The sequence below is a fragment of the Sulfurospirillum diekertiae genome (assembly GCF_002309535.1).
GTDB classification, from domain to species: domain Bacteria; phylum Campylobacterota; class Campylobacteria; order Campylobacterales; family Sulfurospirillaceae; genus Sulfurospirillum; species Sulfurospirillum diekertiae.
Genome location: NZ_CP023275.1, coordinates 1,539,862 through 1,557,533, shown reverse-complemented (window position 1 = coordinate 1,557,533; position 17,672 = coordinate 1,539,862). Strand labels below are relative to the sequence as shown.

The 17,672-nt window shown below is 39.6% G+C and carries 18 protein-coding genes; 15 read left to right on the top strand and 3 right to left on the bottom strand.

The features are described 5' to 3' along the window. Positions 1 to 66: 66 nt before the first annotated feature. The 15 genes from flgA to SJPD1_RS08020 all read left to right on the top strand — a co-directional run bounded on the left by flgA (position 67) and on the right by SJPD1_RS08020 (position 15,940). Entirely contained in the window at positions 67 to 804 is a 738-nt protein-coding gene (flgA, locus tag SJPD1_RS08090) for a flagellar basal body P-ring formation chaperone FlgA (RefSeq protein ID WP_096046702.1), read from the top strand. Then, on the top strand, positions 801 to 1,328 hold the full coding sequence (locus tag SJPD1_RS08085) for a UbiX family flavin prenyltransferase (protein WP_096046701.1): 528 nt from the start codon (positions 801 to 803) through the stop codon (positions 1,326 to 1,328). The genes flgA and SJPD1_RS08085 overlap by 4 nt, the downstream gene beginning before the upstream one ends. Next, positions 1,325 to 1,807: a pantetheine-phosphate adenylyltransferase gene (gene coaD, locus SJPD1_RS08080; RefSeq protein ID WP_096046700.1), complete on the top strand. Its 483-nt coding sequence runs from the start codon at positions 1,325 to 1,327 to the stop codon at positions 1,805 to 1,807. Before SJPD1_RS08085 ends, coaD begins: the two co-directional genes overlap by 4 nt. Continuing rightward, positions 1,798 to 2,382, top strand: coding sequence for a dTMP kinase (tmk, locus tag SJPD1_RS08075; RefSeq protein WP_087438710.1), 585 nt, complete (start codon positions 1,798 to 1,800; stop codon positions 2,380 to 2,382). Before coaD ends, tmk begins: the two co-directional genes overlap by 10 nt. Then, positions 2,375 to 3,583 carry a histidine--tRNA ligase gene (hisS, locus tag SJPD1_RS08070; protein ID WP_096046699.1) on the top strand — a complete coding sequence of 403 codons (1,209 nt, stop codon included), beginning with the start codon at positions 2,375 to 2,377 and terminating at the stop codon, positions 3,581 to 3,583. The genes tmk and hisS overlap by 8 nt, the downstream gene beginning before the upstream one ends. Positions 3,584 to 3,594: 11 nt before the next feature. Beyond that, on the top strand, positions 3,595 to 5,439 hold the full coding sequence (gene speA / locus SJPD1_RS08065) for a biosynthetic arginine decarboxylase (RefSeq protein WP_096046698.1): 1,845 nt from the start codon (positions 3,595 to 3,597) through the stop codon (positions 5,437 to 5,439). Then, the gene (cysE, locus tag SJPD1_RS08060) at positions 5,436 to 6,149 is read left to right on the top strand and encodes a serine O-acetyltransferase (RefSeq protein ID WP_096046697.1); all 714 of its coding nucleotides are present in this window, start codon (positions 5,436 to 5,438) and stop codon (positions 6,147 to 6,149) included. The genes speA and cysE overlap by 4 nt, the downstream gene beginning before the upstream one ends. 256 nt (positions 6,150 to 6,405) lie before the next feature. Next, positions 6,406 to 7,974, top strand: coding sequence for a nitrogenase iron-iron protein, alpha chain (gene anfD, locus SJPD1_RS08055; RefSeq protein WP_096046696.1), 1,569 nt, complete (start codon positions 6,406 to 6,408; stop codon positions 7,972 to 7,974). Positions 7,975 to 7,984: 10 nt separating this feature from the next. Further along, positions 7,985 to 8,362, top strand: a complete 378-nt coding sequence (gene anfG, locus SJPD1_RS08050) for a Fe-only nitrogenase subunit delta (protein ID WP_210394347.1) — start codon at positions 7,985 to 7,987, stop codon at positions 8,360 to 8,362. Between the two features lie 13 nt (positions 8,363 to 8,375). Continuing rightward, positions 8,376 to 9,770 carry a Fe-only nitrogenase subunit beta gene (gene anfK / locus SJPD1_RS08045; protein ID WP_096046695.1) on the top strand — a complete coding sequence of 465 codons (1,395 nt, stop codon included), beginning with the start codon at positions 8,376 to 8,378 and terminating at the stop codon, positions 9,768 to 9,770. 64 nt (positions 9,771 to 9,834) lie between these two features. Then, positions 9,835 to 10,380 carry a pyridoxamine 5'-phosphate oxidase family protein gene (locus tag SJPD1_RS08040; protein ID WP_096046694.1) on the top strand — a complete coding sequence of 182 codons (546 nt, stop codon included), beginning with the start codon at positions 9,835 to 9,837 and terminating at the stop codon, positions 10,378 to 10,380. Positions 10,381 to 10,464: 84 nt separating this feature from the next. Then, entirely contained in the window at positions 10,465 to 12,003 is a 1,539-nt protein-coding gene (locus SJPD1_RS08035) for a sigma-54-dependent Fis family transcriptional regulator (protein ID WP_096046693.1), read from the top strand. Between the two features lie 21 nt (positions 12,004 to 12,024). Next, positions 12,025 to 13,365: a nitrogenase component 1 gene (locus SJPD1_RS08030; RefSeq protein WP_096046692.1), complete on the top strand. Its 1,341-nt coding sequence runs from the start codon at positions 12,025 to 12,027 to the stop codon at positions 13,363 to 13,365. 86 nt (positions 13,366 to 13,451) lie between these two features. Then, positions 13,452 to 14,621, top strand: a complete 1,170-nt coding sequence (locus SJPD1_RS08025; protein ID WP_096046691.1) for a pyridoxal phosphate-dependent aminotransferase — start codon at positions 13,452 to 13,454, stop codon at positions 14,619 to 14,621. A gap of 122 nt (positions 14,622 to 14,743) precedes the next feature. Continuing rightward, entirely contained in the window at positions 14,744 to 15,940 is a 1,197-nt protein-coding gene (locus SJPD1_RS08020; RefSeq protein WP_096046690.1) for an NAD(P)-dependent oxidoreductase, read from the top strand. A 50-nt stretch (positions 15,941 to 15,990) separates the two neighbouring features. Here the strand turns inward: SJPD1_RS08020 and SJPD1_RS08015 are convergent, their stop codons facing one another. Genes SJPD1_RS08015 through ilvN form a run of 3 tightly spaced genes read right to left on the bottom strand, consistent with a single transcriptional unit; the run spans position 15,991 to position 17,660 of the window. Further along, complete coding sequence (locus SJPD1_RS08015) at positions 15,991 to 16,236, bottom strand: hypothetical protein (protein WP_087438699.1); 246 nt, start codon at positions 16,234 to 16,236, stop codon at positions 15,991 to 15,993. Between the two features lie 12 nt (positions 16,237 to 16,248). After that, the gene (gene lpxD, locus SJPD1_RS08010; protein WP_096046689.1) at positions 16,249 to 17,199 is read right to left on the bottom strand and encodes a UDP-3-O-(3-hydroxymyristoyl)glucosamine N-acyltransferase; all 951 of its coding nucleotides are present in this window, start codon (positions 17,197 to 17,199) and stop codon (positions 16,249 to 16,251) included. Further along, positions 17,199 to 17,660 carry an acetolactate synthase small subunit gene (ilvN, locus tag SJPD1_RS08005; RefSeq protein WP_087439863.1) on the bottom strand — a complete coding sequence of 154 codons (462 nt, stop codon included), beginning with the start codon at positions 17,658 to 17,660 and terminating at the stop codon, positions 17,199 to 17,201. The genes lpxD and ilvN overlap by 1 nt, the downstream gene beginning before the upstream one ends. Positions 17,661 to 17,672: the final 12 nt, after the last annotated feature.

Below are 17,672 nucleotides of genomic sequence, written 5' to 3'. Positions count from 1 at the left end.
AAAGCTTCATTTTTTGGCTATCAAGGCAAAGATGACTCTGTTTTAGTCCAAATCCCAAAAGATCGCATGCAGTATTCGATTAACTCCAACGTTCTTGTTTCTGCTCTGACAGATCGTAATGTGACTGTCATTGATAGCAGTGAAGGCGTCGTTGTTTTTAAACGTAATTGTACATTAATGGGAAAGGTAGACGCAATTGAAGATGCTTTTTTGAAAAAATTTCAAGAAGCTTCTCCTTCGGTACTTATTGATGAAAAACCGCGTATTTCGACCAAATCTTCACTGCCTGCGGATTTTAAACGTTATCAGTTGGTTGACGTGCACATTCCTGAAAATACACTCAAAAAAAACAGTGGTTCATTTGTCGCAATTTTTAAAGTAGGAAACAGAGAAAAAAAACTCTATTTTTCTTATGAAATGAACGCTAAGATGCTTGTATTTAAAGCAAAACGTAATTTGCTTAACGGTAAAATCCTCACAAACGATGACTACGAAAGCATTTGGATGAGTTTAGAAGGCATTCCTTCAAGAGCCGTTCTAAATGAAATACCACAAAATGCTATGACAAAAACTAGCATTAAAGAGGGACAAGTTATAGCAGATTATCATTTTGATGTGAGGAAAACTCTCTCAAAAAAAGATAGTATAAGAGCCCTATTGAAAGATGGCGGACTCGTGATAGAAGTTCCAGCGACGCTTGTAGAAGATGCTGATATTGGAGATGTTGTTAAGATTAAAACAGAACAAGGCAAAATTTTGAATGCAAAAATTGTATCATCTAAAGAAGCGGTAATTCTCGAATGAAGCGCATCATTGTAGGCATTAGTGGTGCCAGTGGTGTTGAACTTGGTCTCTCTTTTCTGAAAGCACTTCCTTCTGACATTGAAAAGTATGTTATTATCTCTGAGCATGCCAAAATGGTTTTTGCTAAAGAATCCAATACGGTTTTACTTGATGATGAAAATATTGGAGCTGTGACGGCTTCTGGCTCTTTTAAATGTGATGCTATGGCGATTATTCCTTGTAGTATGAATACACTTGCCAAGATAACTCATGGTATTGCCGACAACCTTCTCACACGCACGGCTTCTGTGATGATCAAAGAAAAACGCCCTCTTCTGCTCGCTCCTCGCGAGATGCCATTTTCGGCCATTGCATTAGAAAATATGTTTAAACTCTCGATGCTTGGCATACATATTGCACCTCCTGTGCTTGGTTATTATGCAAAGGCTTCAAGTCTTGAAGAGATGGAGCATTTTCTCATTGGCAAATGGTTTGATCTTTTAGAAATTGAACACAATCTTTTTCAACGTTGGGAGGGAGCATGAGAGTAGCCATCTATCCAGGGACATTTGATCCTATTACCAATGGGCACATGGATGTCATCAAGCGTGCTAAAAAGCTTTTTGACAAAGTCTTAGTCGCAGTAGCCCTCTCTGAAGAGAAACACCCTGTTTTTGACATAAACACCCGTGTTGAAATGGTGCAAGCTGCCATTAAAGATATGGATGGTGTTGAAGTTGAACCTTTTGATAATCTGTTGGTGAGTTTTTCCAAAGAGAAAAATATTCGTGTGATGATACGTGGTCTTAGGGCGGTGAGTGATTTTGAATTTGAACTCCAAATGGGTTATGCGAATGCGTCATTGTGGAGTGAAATTGAGACGGTTTATTTGATGCCAAGTCTTAAAAATGCATTTATTAGCTCATCTGTCGTTCGATCCATTGTAAAACATGGAGGGGATGTTTCTCATCTCGTTCCGCCAATGGTTTTACCTTATTTACAAAGTAGATTTACATGTATGTGATTTTTGAAGGTATTGATACGACGGGGAAAAGCACCCAAGTGGCATTATTTGCTCAAAGAAATCATAATGTTTTAGCGACAAAAGAACCCGGTGGAACACCTACAGGAATTAAACTTCGAGAAATGTTGTTGGGTGGAGCGCTGAAAGGCTCTTTTAATGCAGAACTTTTTTTGTTTTTAGCGGATCGCGCATTGCATTATGATACTGTTGTGAAGCCTGTACGCAATGAGCGTTTAGTGATTAGTGATCGTGGTTTTTTATCAGGAATTGCCTATGCATGTGCCAACCATTGTGAGGTTGATGGTGAGTTTTTACTCCAAATGAACCGTTTAGCTCTTGAAGAGAATTATCCTGAAAAAATGGTGCTTTTTTTAACCAATGAAACACTGATAAAAACGAGGCTAAGTGCTAAAGTTCATGATGCCATTGAGGAACGTGGTGTAAGCTATTTGTTACAGATTCAAGATATAATGCGTCGCGTTGTTAAAACCTTACCAATTCAGGTTTTAGAGGTGGATGCTTCGCACGAAATAGAAACAATTTATAAACAAATCGAGGAATTTTTAAATGATTAATGCATTACGTGGAATGAAAGATACACTATCCCCACAAAGTGAAATTTATCAATATATTATTGCGACATGCACTCGTATTGCGCAAAATTATGGTTTTTCGTTTATGGAAACGCCGATTTTAGAAGAAACAGCGCTTTTTAAACGCAGTGTAGGTGAAAGCAGCGATATTGTTGGTAAAGAGATGTATCAATTTATCGACAAAGGTGAAAATGATGTCTGTTTGCGCCCTGAAGGCACTGCAGGTATTGTAAGAGCTTTTATTCAACAAAAATTTGATAAAGCAGGTGGCAACAGACGCTTCTTTTATCATGGCCCCATGTTTCGTTATGAGAGACCTCAAAAAGGACGTCTACGACAATTTCATCAGTTTGGCGCGGAGAGTTTTGGCGAAGGCGATGTTCGAGAAGATGCAACGATTATTTTAATGCTTAAAGCAATGTTTGAAGCACTTGGCATTGGTTTTACCCTGGAAATTAACTCATTGGGGTGCCCTGCTTGTATGCCACAGTATCGCACAACACTGGTCAAATTTTTAGAGACACGTGAAGGGTTATGCGAAGATTGTGAAAGACGAAAGCTTACCAACCCTATTCGTGTGTTGGATTGTAAAAACGAACACTGTCAAACATTGCTTGCAGATGCACCACTGATAACAGAGCATTTGTGCGTTACATGTAAAGATGATTTTACAACATTAAAACGTATCTTAGATCAATTTGACGTGGCTTATGTGGTCAATCCAAAACTGGTTCGTGGACTTGATTATTACTCCAAAACTGCCTTTGAATTTGTGAGCAATGACATTGGTGCACAAAGTGCTATCGCTGGTGGTGGACGTTATGATCGTCTGGTTGAGTTTCTGGAAGGAAAATCAACACCTGCTGTTGGTTTTGCAATGGGCATTGAGCGTTTAATGGAACTGGTAAAAATGCCAGAAATCGAACGTGAGGGATATTATATCGGTGCATTGTGTGATGAGGCGATAGACGTTGTTTTTGAATTGGTGGATCGCAAACGAAAAACAGACAAAGTTCTCACCGACTATAATGCAAAATCGCTTAAAAATCATCTTAAAATCGCGGATAAAAACTTTGTGAAATTTTGTGTATGTATCGGTGAAGATGAGCTTGCAAAGCAGACTATTTGGATCAAAGACCTTGTGAGTAAAGAAGAAAAAACTATTAATATTGCGCATTTTTAAGGAGCAAGACATTGGACTACGGCATTAAAACATGGGGGAACGATAACTTTTTTATCGAAGATGGTAAAGTAAAAGTTAACACAGGCTGCGAGCCTTCTTTAATAGAGATTATTCAAGAGATACGAAAAGATGGTATCCGTGGTCCTATTCTTTTAAGATTTCCTCATCTGATTCAGAAGCAGATCCGTATGATTTACAAAAGTTTTGCTGATGCGAAAAGAGAGTTTAATTATGAGGGAAAATTTAGCGCGGTCTATCCTCTTAAGGTCAATCAGTTTCCTAATTTTGTTAAAAATCTTGTCTCACTAGGACAAAAGTATCACTATGGGCTCGAGGCTGGTAGTAAAGCGGAACTTATTTTAGCGATGGCCTACAACAATCCAGACTCGCCTATTACGGTCAATGGGTTTAAAGACAATGAGATGATCTCTTTGGGCTTTATTGCTGAAGAGATGGGTCATGACATTACATTAACGATTGAAGGCTTGAATGAGCTTGAGAGTATCATTTCTATTGCCAAAGATCGTTTTGGGTGTGTACCTAACATTGGTCTTCGTATTCGTCTTCATAGCTCAGGCATTGGTATTTGGGCAAAGAGTGGTGGTATTAATTCCAAATTTGGCTTGACTTCCACAGAGCTTCTTGAAGCGGTTAATATGATTCGTGATGCTGATCTGCTCGATAAGTTTACGATGATTCACTTTCATATAGGCTCTCAAATCACCGACATTGCTCCTTTGAAAAAAGCACTTCGCGAGGCGGGAAATATTTACGCGGAACTCTGTCGTATGGGTGCAACCCATCTTCGTGCGATCAATTTGGGTGGTGGTTTGGCGGTTGAGTACTCCCAACACAAAACAACGCTTCATAAAAACTATACCTTAAGCGAATATGCTAACGACGTTGTGTATCTGCTCAAAGATATTGCGACGCAAAAAGGGGTTCATGAACCGGACATCTTCATCGAATCCGGTCGTTTTGTAGCGGCGCATCATGCCGTATTGGTTGCCCCAGTTTTAGAGCTTTTCTCCCAAGAATACACCGATCTAAAGCTTCGACCAAAAGAGGTTAACCCTCCCCTTGTTCAAGAGCTGTACGACCTTTTAGGCACAATGAACCGTAAGAATGCACTCGAATTTTTACACGATAGCATCGACCATATGGAATCTTTATTGACACTCTTTGATTTGGGTTACATTGACCTTCAAGATCGTTCCAATACGGAGATTTTGGTCAATCTTATCATCAAAAAAGCGGTTGGTTTAGTAGCTGATAAAAAACTCAGTGAGATTTTAGACATTCAAGATCGTGTGCAAGAGCGTTACTTAGTCAACTTTTCACTCTTTCAGAGTTTACCCGATTTTTGGGGTATTGGTCAGACTTTTCCTGTTATGCCACTCGATCGTTTGGATGAAGTACCGACACGTTCCGCTTCTTTGTGGGATATTACGTGTGATAGCGATGGCGAGATAGGGTTTAATACGGAAACCCCCCTCTTTTTACACGATGTAGACATTAAAAATCGTGACTATTTCCTAGGCTTTTTCTTAGTGGGCGCTTATCAAGAAGTATTGGGTATGAAACACAACCTTTTTACTCATCCAACAGAAGCTACTATTGTCATTGACGATGATAGCTATAAAATTGAAAATATGCTTGAATCCCAAAGTATTAGTGATATTTTAGAAGATCTTGATTATGATATCAAAGAGGTTCAAGAAAATCTCAATGATCGTATTGAGGCTTCAGACAACATCAGTGAAAAAGAGAAAAAACACATCTTAGGTGAGATCTATCTTTTCTTAAATGACAACGGCTATCTTAAGACGATCAACAATGAGGATAATGCGCAATGAACTCTGTCTCCTTGTGGGAAAAAATTAAAGAAGATTTTTCCCAACCGATTCTGCATGACCCAGCCATAAACTCTAAAATAGAGCTTTTTTTTAATTACCCAGGTGTATGGGCTTTAGCAAATTATCGCATCGCACATGCTTTACATGTAAAAGAGTTTCGTACCCTTGCTCGCGCTATTATGGGCATTTCACAGATTATTACCAACATTGACATTCACCCTGCTAGCACGATTGGTCGCCGTGTCTTTTTAGATCATGCCTTTGGGGTAGTCATCGGTGAGACAGCGATTGTGGGAGATGATGTTTTGATTTACCAAGGGGTTACACTCGGTGGTGTCAGTTTGGATCGTGGTGTGAAACGCCACCCTACGATTGGCAATCATACGGTTATTGGTTCGGGTGCTAAAATCTTGGGTGATATTATCATCGGTGAGAATTGCCGTATTGGTTCCAACTCCGTTGTGGTCAAAAGTATTCCCAATGATTCCACAGCAGTAGGCGTTCCTGCACGGATTATCGACAAAGGGCGTGATAAAAACCCCATGGCACACAATAAAATTCCCGATATTAACAAAGAGCTTTTCATCTATATGTTTAAACGTATTAAGATTTTAGAAGAGGCGGTGCTCACCACCAATAAAGATCTTAAAATTAAAGATGACGAACTCGAAGCCATTTATAAATGCTATTTGGAATCTGTTAAAGAGTAAACTTTCCCGTTTGTTTACTCTTCTCGTTCCCCTTCTCTAAACGTTTTATTGCTCCTCATCTTTTTTACATGTAAGCTTTACATTTTACTGTTTTGTAAACATGTTACTTTACAATTTTGTATAAACATCCATAATTATTTCTTCTCCATATGCTCAAAAAGTCCTTAAATAGCCATTTTCTCACTTCTTAAATCTTGGGAATATTCTGTGCAGTGAGTGCAAGGATGATTGACTACACTAAAAGGAGAACCCCGCTATGCCACATCATGAATTTGAAAGTAGTAAGTGCATTCCTGAGCGAAAAGCACATGTTGTGATCAAAGGTGAAGGAGAGGATTTAACCTCTTGCCTTCCTGAAGGACATCTTCTTACCATCCCTGGAACCATTTCGGAGCGAGGGTGTGCGTATTGTGGAGCCAAGCATGTTATTGGTACTCCGATGAAAGACGCGATTCACATGAGTCATGGCCCTGTGGGGTGTACGTATGACACTTGGCATACCAAACGCTACATCAGCGACAATGACAACTTCCAACTCAAATACACTTATGCCACTGACATGAAAGAGTCCCATGTTGTTTTCGGTGGCGGTGATTTGCTCAAAAAAAACATCATTGAAGCGTTTAAGGCGCATCCTGAAATTAACCGAATGACGGTGTATCAAACCTGTGCATCAGCATTGATTGGGGATGATATGGAAGCGATTGCTAGAGAAGTGATTAAAGAGATGCCCGATAAAGACATCTTTGTCTGTAACTCTCCAGGCTTTGCAGGACCTAGTCAATCGGGAGGTCACCATAAAATTAACATTGCGTGGATTAATGATAAAGTAGGCACCGTTGAGCCAAAGATCACGAGTGATTATGTGATCAACTATGTGGGCGATTATAACATTCAAGGCGATTGTGAAGTGATGTGTGATTACTTTAAGCGCATGGGCATTCAAGTGCTCTCAAGCTTTACAGGTAATGGTTCGTACGATGAACTTCGTAGCATGCATGGGGCGCATTTAAATGTGCTTGAATGTGCGAGGTCGGCTGAGTATATTTGTAATGAACTGCGTGTGAAATATGGCATTCCACGCCTCGATATTGATGGATTTGGGTTTGAGCCGCTTTCGGATTCATTGATGAAAGTGGCACGTTTCTTCGGTCTGGAAGATCGTGCACAAGCGATTATTGATGAAGAGACGGCACGGTGGAAACCTGAGCTTGATTGGTATAAAAAACGTTTGACGGGCGTGAAAGTCTGCTTGTGGCCGGGAGGTTCAAAACTGTGGCATTGGGCAAATGTCATTCATGAAGAGATGGGCGTTGAAGTGGTCTCGTTGTACACCAAATTTGGACACCAAGGTGATATGGAAAAAGGCATCGCAAGATGCCAACCAGAAACGCTTGCCATTGATGATCCTAATGAACTTGAAGGTATTGAGGCAATGGATACACTTAAACCTGATGTCATCTTTACCGGTATGCGTCCGGGTGAAGTCGCTAAAAAACGCCGCGTGCAATACCTCAATGCGCATGCCTATCATAATGGACCCTACAAGGGGTATGAGGGGTGGGTACGTTTTGCAAGAGACATTTACAACGCCGTTTACTCGCCTATTCATCAACTCTCTGGCATTGATATCAGCAAAGATTTGATTGCAACCGATAAAGGTTTTATGACACGTCAAATGATCTCAGATGTTAAACTCACTTCCGAAGAGGCTAATGTGGAGGGTGAGCGACCTTACACCGGTGATTTTGATTGTGTTACGAAGCTTAGGAACAAAGTTTATGATCCTGAATTGTCTCGTAATCACGAGCCAGCAGCTGTTTAAAGGAGAGAAGATGAGTGATGAAAAAGTGAATATGCAAGCCAAATCGATGCAAAATGTCAGGATTGCACAAATGGAAGATTACATTATGAAACATTGTCTTTGGCAGTTTCACTCAAGATCGTGGGATCGAGAGAGGCAAAATGAAGGCGTTTTAAGCAAAGCAAAACAGCTCCTTTGTGATGAAGAAGTGGCAAAAGAGACACCAGAAGATCGTTGTTACTGGGTCGATGCACTTTCTTTAGCCGAAGCCTTTAGAGCACGTTTTGCTTGGTTTGCGCAGATGGATAAAGAGAGTATCAAGGTGCTGATGGAGAAGCTTAAAGAACGTATTGACTACGTCACGATTAGCGGTTCGCTCAACAAAGAGCTGACAGTTGCTCGATACTAACAAAGGATAAAACATGTCATGTGAACTCAGAGCAAAAGATCGTACGGGTATTATCAACCCGATCTTTACATGTCAGCCGTGTGGCGCACAATACGTCAGTATTGGCATCAAAGATTGTATTGCCATCGTTCATGGTGGACAAGGGTGCGTTATGTTTGTGCGGATGCTGTTTGCGCAACATTTCAAAGATAACTTTGACATTGCCTCGTCTTCGTTGCATGAAGACAGTGCCGTTTTTGGAGCAACAGGAAGGGTTGAAACCGCCGTCGATGTCCTTTTGATGCGTTACCCTGATATTAAAGTCATCCCGATCATTACGACCTGTTCGACGGAGATCATAGGCGATGATATTGAAGGTGTCATCACCAAGCTCAATAACGGACTTTTAAAAGACAAATACGAAGGGCGTGAAGTGCATCTTGTACCTGTTCATACGCCCAGCTTTAAAGGCAGTATGGTCAGTGGGTATGATGTTGCCGTTGAGTCGATGCTCAAAGCGTTTGCAAAGAAAACGGATACACCCAATGGCAAGATCAATCTGATCACGGGTTGGGTGAACCCTGGCGATGTCACTGCGCTTAAACACCTTTTAAAAATGATGGAGATTGATGCGACGGTTCTGTTTGAGATCGAGAGTTTTGACTCACCCCTTATGCCAAGTGGCCAATGTGAAGTCTCTCATGGCGATACGACGGTGGAAGATATGATCAGTACCGGTGATGCCATTGGTACGATTGCACTTAATCGCTACGAAGGGGGGAAAGCGGCGAAATATTTGGAAAAAACATTCCAAATTCCTTCTATTGTAGGCCCCACTCCCATTGGCATTCGCAACACTGATACCTTCTTGCAAAATCTCAAAGAGCTGACGGGTAAGCCAATTCCTGAAGCGTTGGTCAAAGAGCGTGGTATTGCCATAGATGCGATCACCGATCTGGCGCATATGTTCTTAGCGGACAAACGTGTGGCGATTTACGGTAATGCTGACCTTGTCATTGGTTTGGCAGAGTTTTGCATTGATATGGAGATGAAACCTGTACTGCTACTTTTGGGCGATGATAACTCAGGGTACAAAAAAGATGCACGCATCAAAAATCTTCAATCCAAAGTGGATTTTGATATGGAAATCATCACCAATGCAGACCTTTGGGAGCTTGAAGATCGCATCAAGAACAAAGGCTTAAAGCTTGATCTTATCATGGGACACTCCAAAGGCAGATTTACCTCCATTGACAATAATGTCCCCATGGTACGTGTGGGCTTCCCAACGTTTGATCGAGCGGGTCTTTACCGTCATCCCGTTGTAGGCTATGCGGGTGCAATTTGGCTTGCGGAAGAGATTGCCAATACCCTCTTTCGTGATATGGAATACAAACGAAATAAAGAGTGGTTGCTCAACGTTTGGTAATCAATCAAGAGGATTTCACCTTTACATGTAAATGTGAAATCCTCTCTTTTTTCAAGGAAAAACTATGCATACAATACGTTATACCAAAAGAGTCTGTACTGATGAATCAATCATAGAAGCATTTTTAAATGAGACACGTGTGGGTGTTGTGTCAATGGTGGATGATCAAAATATACCGTATGCCGTACCTGTCAATTTCGTATGGTATAAGGGCTCAATTTACTTTCATGGTATGGGAAGTGGTAAAAAAGAGAGGCTTTTACTTCAAAAGCCTTCGGTCTGTTTTACTCTCTTTCATGAATACGGCACTGTAGTCGATCCCGTTCCTTGCCATGCCGATACTGCGTATCGCAGTGTGATGATCTTTGGAAAAGCTCAAAAATTAACGGATACGGAAGAATCAGCCTTAGTGCTTCAAAAATTACTCGATAAATACACACCGCACTATTATAAACACCAATTAGCAGGAAGTTTGATTGAAAAGTATCGCTCTACCCATGATGGTAAAGCGGTCTCTGTTTATAAAATTGTACCAACAGCGCTTACCGCTAAAGAAAATATAGCGCAAGAGAGTGAATTGTTTAATAATGAGGCATTTTTGCACGAATGAGGCTAGAACTTAGCAGTAAAATAACGTAGTATAAATAACTATACTATGTTTGAGTGATATTCATCCCATCTGAGGAGATATACAGTGGATACGATTTGCATCAGCCCCATTCAGGATTGCCCACGCTATCAAGAGCTCAGAGTTTTATACGAAATTGCACTCGCCCTCAAAGGGAGTGAACTTGGCATCGAAATAGCGTTTGAAAAGACACTTAGCCTTCTTAAAAGACATTTTTATATGGATAAAAGCATCTATTATGCACTGAATGATGAAAACAATGAACTTGAAGTGTTAAGCTCTGTGGGCTTGAGTAAACGACAAGAAGTTTTAGCGACATACAAAGTGGGTGAAGGTGCAACGGGGCTATGTGCTCAATTTTTAGAGCCTGTTGTGATTGAAAATATCCATCAAAATATTCTCTTTCTCAATAAAAGTTGTAGTTTAAAAAAGAGTGAAATTTCTTACCTCGCTATACCCGCCCTTTCGCAAAATAAACTTTTTGGTGTTTTGGGCGTGAGTTTAACGCAACAGTCACTCTGTAATATTGAGGAGATGGTGACTATTTTAACGATTACGGCTTCACTGATGGCGCAATCGCAGCAAATCTATCAGACGATCAATGATGAAAAAAAGCGTCTGAAAGAAGAAAAACTCTACTACAAAGAGGAAATTTTAAAACAAAATGAAATCATCGGTCATAGCACGGTTATTCAACATGTCTTAGAGATTATCGGTAAGGTTGCTTGCACCAATTCAACGATTTTTATCAGTGGCGAGACGGGAACGGGCAAAGAGCTTATTGCAAAAGCTATTCATAATTACAGTCATCGTAAAGAAAAGCCTTACATCAAGCTCAACTGTGCCGCCATTCCTGAAAATCTTTTGGAAACAGAGCTTTTTGGGCATGAGAGAGGAGCTTTTACCGATGCCAAAGAGATGCGTAAAGGTCGTTTTGAACTGGCAAATGAAGGAACTCTTTTTTTGGATGAGGTCGGAGATCTCAGTCTGAGCCTTCAAGCAAAACTGCTCAGAGTCTTACAAGAGCAAGAGTTTGAAAGGCTTGGTGGCACTAAGACGATTAAAGTCGATGTGCGCATCGTAGCGGCAACGAACCGTGATATTAAAGAGATGGTACGCCAAGGAAGTTTTAGAGAAGATCTTTTTTACAGACTCAATGTCATTCCCATTCACTCCCCTCCTTTGCGTGATCGAGGGGATGACATCATCTTACTTGCGTGCTATTTTTTGGAGCGTTTTTGCAGGCGCCATGGCAAAGAGCGTACTTTGTTACCTGATGCCCAAATGATGCTTAAAGAGTACACATGGCCGGGTAATATTAGAGAGCTTGAAAACAGTATGGAACGTATTGTTCTCCTTGCCCCCTCTTTACATGTAAATGCTCAGGTCATTCTCTCTGTGCTTCCCGCAAAGACTAAAATTTCGACTAAAGAAGTTGAAACTAAGGCAGATTTGGAAGAGTTGGAGCGACAAGCCATTATCAGAGTGTTACGAGAATCGGGTGGCATTAAACTAAAAGCAGCCAAAAAATTGGGTATAACCAATCGCCAAATAGGCTATAAAATTCAAAAATATGAAATTTGCATGCAAGAATATCTGGAGTAATGAACGATTAAAGGAAATCTGATGTCACGTTTTTTTTCAATTAAGGAGCTTTATAATGAGTCTTCATGTTCGCATAGCGGCGATAAAGAGAAAAAAAATATTTGTGAAAGACTTCATCCTGGATCATCCATCAGTGATTGTGCTTTAGAGGGAGCCTTTAAGTTTTTAAGTTCCTATGAAGATTGTGCGCATCTGATCTATTCATCTTCAACGTGCTTTACGACTACATCCATTGAAAAATCTTCCCACCCAAAACATTCAAACTATTTTTGCAGTAACCTAGACCTCAATGATATTATCTTTGGTGGCGCTTCAAAACTGAAGCTACAACTGGATCATATTGTCACTCTTTGCCAACCTAAAGTTGTTTTTATCTATATAACGTGTGTTACTTCGCTCATTGGTGAAGATATAGATGTCATTGCACAACAGAAGCAGCATGAACTTGGTGTCATAATGGTTCCTATTTTAGCGGCTGGTTTTTTAGGTGCGAGTAATTTTGGTGCGCGCATTGCAAGTATGACACTTTGCGAACATCTTATAGGGCTTGAAGAGCTTGCAAAAGAAACAGCGTATGATGTAAATTTACTCAGCTGTGATGCCAGTTCTGAAGAGATGAAAACCTATTGTGCTTTGATTGAGAGTATAGGTTTACGGGTTATATCTACCTTTGGTAGTGGCAAGTCTATTGAACCTATCTTGTCTGCGCATAAAGCCAAACTCAATATTGTGATTTCTGCCAAACCACTCGCAACCATGGCACGAAAAATGGAAGAAATATGTGACATTCCTTGGGTTCAGGTCTCTTTCTTTGGAAAATATGCCACATCCGATGCGTTACGTACCATTGCTGAAGTCTTTAATGATGGAAAACTGAGTCGCCATACACAAAATGTCATTGCCTGTGAAGAAAAAAAATTGGCAGAGCAATTAGAGATTTTTAAAGAGAGTTTGTATGGAAAAAAAGTTCTTATCAATCTGCAAGGAATGCTATCGTGGGCGTATATTCCTCTTTTGCGAGATTTAGATATGCATGTTGTGGCAACCTCTATTGAAAATATAACGGAGGATGATAAAGAACAAGCGATTCGCCTTCTTTTTGGCAAAGGAATGTTTATGTATGAGCCAGAAAATGAGCAAATGGATATGATTAAAGAAGAGAAGATCGATCTTTTAATTACTAACAGTGAGAATGTTTATGCTGCAGTTCAAACAAAAATCCCCTTTCTCAATATAGAAAGAGAAAAAGAAAAGCATTATGTGGGCTACCGTGGTATTTTAGAATTTGCTCACATTCTTGAAAATACCTTGAAAAATCCTCTCTTTAAAATCGTTTACCGTGAAGCTCCTTGGTTAGAATAAATTTATTTGGAAAATTAAAAGAAAACTTCAGAAAACAGTTGAATTTTCGCTATAATCTGCACGATATTTTTATAGAGGAATGTTTCATGCTATCAAAAAGAATCCAAGTCTTATCACCCTCTTTAACTTTAGCCATTACGGCTTTAGCAAGAGATCTTAAAGCTCAAGGAAGAGATATTCTTAGCTTTTCGGCTGGTGAACCAGATTTTGACATACCACAACGTGTCAAAGATGCCGCGATTGAAGCCATTCAAAATGGTTTTTCAAAATATACTGCCGTAGCAGGTACGCCCGAAGTGCTTAAAGCAATTGCTGGCAAACTTAAGCGTGAAAATAACCTCGATTACAAGCCTTCTCAAATTGTAGTCAACGTTGGTGCAAAACACTCGTTGTTTAACCTTTTTCAAGCGATTCTGAATGAGGGTGATGAAGTTATTATTCCTTCACCTTATTGGGTAACGTATCCTGAAATCGTTAAATACTCTGGCGGTACACCTGTGTTTATAGAGACAGATGAAGCAACTGGTTTTAAAATAACACCAGCACAACTTAAATCTGCCATTACGCCTAAAACAAAAGTGCTTCTTTTTAATACTCCTTCAAATCCAACGGGAGCAGTTTATTCAAAAGCAGAACTTGAAGGTTTAGCCGAAGTCCTTAAAGGTACCAATGTTTTAGTGGTTTCTGATGAGATGTATGAGAAAATTTTATTTGATCATTTGAAATTTACTTCTGTTGCATCCATTAGTGAAGATATGTTCAATCGAACCATCACCGTTAATGGTTTGAGTAAATCTGTTTCGATGACAGGATGGCGTTTTGGCTATTTAGCCTGTCCTATTAAAGAGATCGTAGATGCGATTGTTGATCTTCAAGGTCAAAGTACTTCTAATATCAATTCTATTACACAAAAAGCAGCCATTCCAGCACTTAATGGTCTTGTAGATGATGATATTGAAAATATGCGCGCAGCTTTTGAGAGACGAAGAAACATGGCTTATGATTTGCTAAATGATATTAAAGGAATTTCTGTTTTAAAACCTGAAGGTGCTTTTTATCTTTATGTAAATACCAAAGCTGTTGAAAATGATTCAATGAAGTTTTGTGCAAAACTCTTAGAAGAAAAAGGTGTTGCGGTGGTTCCAGGTCTTGGTTTTGGATCAGATGGTTATTTTAGACTCTCTTTTGCAACCGATGATGCTACAATTAAAGATGGTATTGGTCGTATTAAAGCGTTTGTTGAAAACTACAAATAACTCTTATTGAAGGGCACTTTTTAAAAAGTGCCCTCTTCTTTTAAAAATATTCTTCAATATTAATATGGTTTTGGTACAATTCCGACATTATTTTTACATACACACTCATATAAAGGTTAGACATGAATAAATATGTCATCACACTTGCAAAAACATGCTTGGGCTGTAAGAAACCATCATGTCGCACAGGATGTCCTGTAGGAACACCCATCCCAGAAATGATTCGTCTTTTTTTAGCAGGAGAAATTAAAAAAGCAGGGAAAATGCTTTTTGACAACAATCCTCTTTCGGTTATCTGTTCTATGGTCTGTCCACATGAAAAACATTGTGAAGGTCACTGCATTCTCAATAAAAAAGGAACGGCAGTCAGTGTTGGAAGTATTGAAAATTATATTTCTGACCTTTACATGAATGATCTTCAGTTTGAAAAACCAGTTAAAAACGGCAAAAAAGTGGCGATTATTGGCAGTGGTCCTGCTGGTATTTCTTTAGCGGTTATTTTAGGTGCTAAAGGCTACGAAATTACGATGTACGATGCTCACGATAAAATTGGTGGAGTATTACGCTATGGTATTCCTGATTTTAGGCTCAATAAAGACATCTTAGACACGATTGAAACAAAACTACGTCAATTGGATGTTACGATTCGCCCTAATATAACTGTGGGTAAAAACATTACCATTGGTGATCTTTTTAGAGACGAATTCAAAGCTGTTTTTATAGGTACAGGGGTTTGGTCCCCTAAGAAACTCGGCATTAAAGGTGAAAGCTTAGGTCATGTCCATTTTGCCATTGACTATCTCAAAAATCCTTCGGTCTATCGTTTAGGAGAAACCGTTGTGGTTTTAGGTGCAGGCAATGTTGCTATGGATGTTGCTAGAACGGCAGTCAGACATGGTGCACGTGAAGTCATCATTATGTACCGCAAAGGTATGGAAGATATTCCAGCATCCCATCATGAAGTTGAATGTGCCAAAATTGATGGTGTTAAGTTTGATCTCTATAAACAGCCGATAGAAATTACTGAAAAAGGTGTTATTTACAGCAGTACAGATGGGAGTGGTGAAGAAGGTTTACTGGAAGCAGATTCTATTTTAGTGGCTATTAGTCAAAACCCTAAGGACAATATTGTTCAAACGGCAAAACAGATTGAAGTCGATGGCAAAGGCTTAGTGGTAACAGATGAGTGCGGACGTACCACTATGGAAGGTGTTTTTGCTTCAGGTGATGTGGTGACAGGAGCTAGAACGGTTGTTGAAGCAGTTGCTTTTTCAAAACGCGTTGCTGTGGCTATTGAAGAGTATATCGATTCACTTTAGATGAAAATGAGTTTTACATGTAAAGCTTTTACATGTAAAACTCTTAAAAATTATTTTGTCTCTGTTCCAAAACGTGCTTTTGCATCTTGGAGAGCACTGATAAGCTCATCAAGATTTTCATAAGGAATATGTGCTTTCCAATCAGGCTCTTCCCCACTTTTTTTAAGTGCTATGCCAATGCTTACGACGGGGAATGATCCATTTCCATAAGGTTCTTCCAAATGAGAAACTGAGATCATCCCATTTTTTGTTCCTGCTAAGGGAAATTTAGTAAGTATTGTGTTTTTTCCGCCCATGACGTGATCCTTTTAATTCTTTTTAAAAAATTTTGCGAGTTTTGCTTGCGTTTTCAACCACTCATTTTGCAATGTGAGTGGAAAACCTCCGTAAATTTTACCGCCTTCAATCGATTTTGAAACGCCACCACGTGCTGCGATGGTTGCAAAATCACCAATCTCCAAATGTCCAGCTGTGGCACTTTGTCCACCCATAATGACATTACGTCCAAGCTTTGTTGAGCCTGAAATACCTGTTTGAGCCACTAAAATACACGCTTGCCCTATTTCGCAATTATGTCCAATCTGAACCAGATTGTCTATTTTTGTCCCTTTTTGAATAATAGTTGATCCAAAAACAGCGCGATCAATCGTTGTATTTGATCCCACTTCAACATTTTCTTCAAGGATAACATTACCACTATGATAGATTTTAATATGCTCACCCATTTTTGTATGAGCATAGCCAAAACCATCGCTTCCTATAATCGCCCCTGCTTGAATAATACAGTTGTCTTGGATAATCGAATCATCATAAACAACAACATTAGGGAAGATTTTAACATTTTTACCAATTTTAACATTGGCACCAATCGTTACATTGGGCATAATCTCTGTACCTTCTTCAATCACACTACCGCTACCAATAACCACATGCGGACCTATCAAACATTTTTCTGAAATGATTGCAGGCAGTGAAGTGTCAAAGGCTTTTTTAGCAAAATACACACTTGCATACGCCATGCTTAAATGGGGATTATCACTGATAAGGGCTTGAGATGTTTTGGGTAGATGTTCTTGATACACTGAGGAGAGGATTACAACGCCTGCTTTTGTATTTTGCAAATCAGTTAAGAGTTTTGGATTTTCAAAAAAAGTAATTTGAGAGGAAGTTGCCTCCTTTAACGTTGCAAAAGAGGTAACTTCCTTATCAATACCTGAAAATTCAAGCGAAATTGCTTGAGCAAGAAGGCTAAGTTTCATTAGATATCCATTGCGACAGAGCCGCTTCTTACGATGTCCGTTGGGTTGTATTTTTTAACCGCTTTTAAAAAGTTATCAATACGATCGTAATCATCTGCAACCATGACAACAATAAAATCCTCACCGCTACTGGCGATTGTTCCATTATACGCTTTAAGCATGGCATCAAGTCCATTAAAGTCTTCATTGAGTGGAATTTTGACCAGCGCCATCTCTTTTTCAACAAACTGACCTGATTCTATAACTTTGTACGTAGGAATCAATTTATGCAACTGCTTCACAATTTGCTCTAAAACAGGTGCACTGCCTGAGGTGACAATGGTTAAACGTGATAGATTGGTTTTAGGTATTGGCGCAACAGTCAGTGAGTCAATATTGTAACCACGTCCTGCAAAAAGGCCTGATATTCGCGATAAAACGCCATCTTCATTTAAAACGATAACCGATAAAACTCTTCTGATATGTTCCATCGC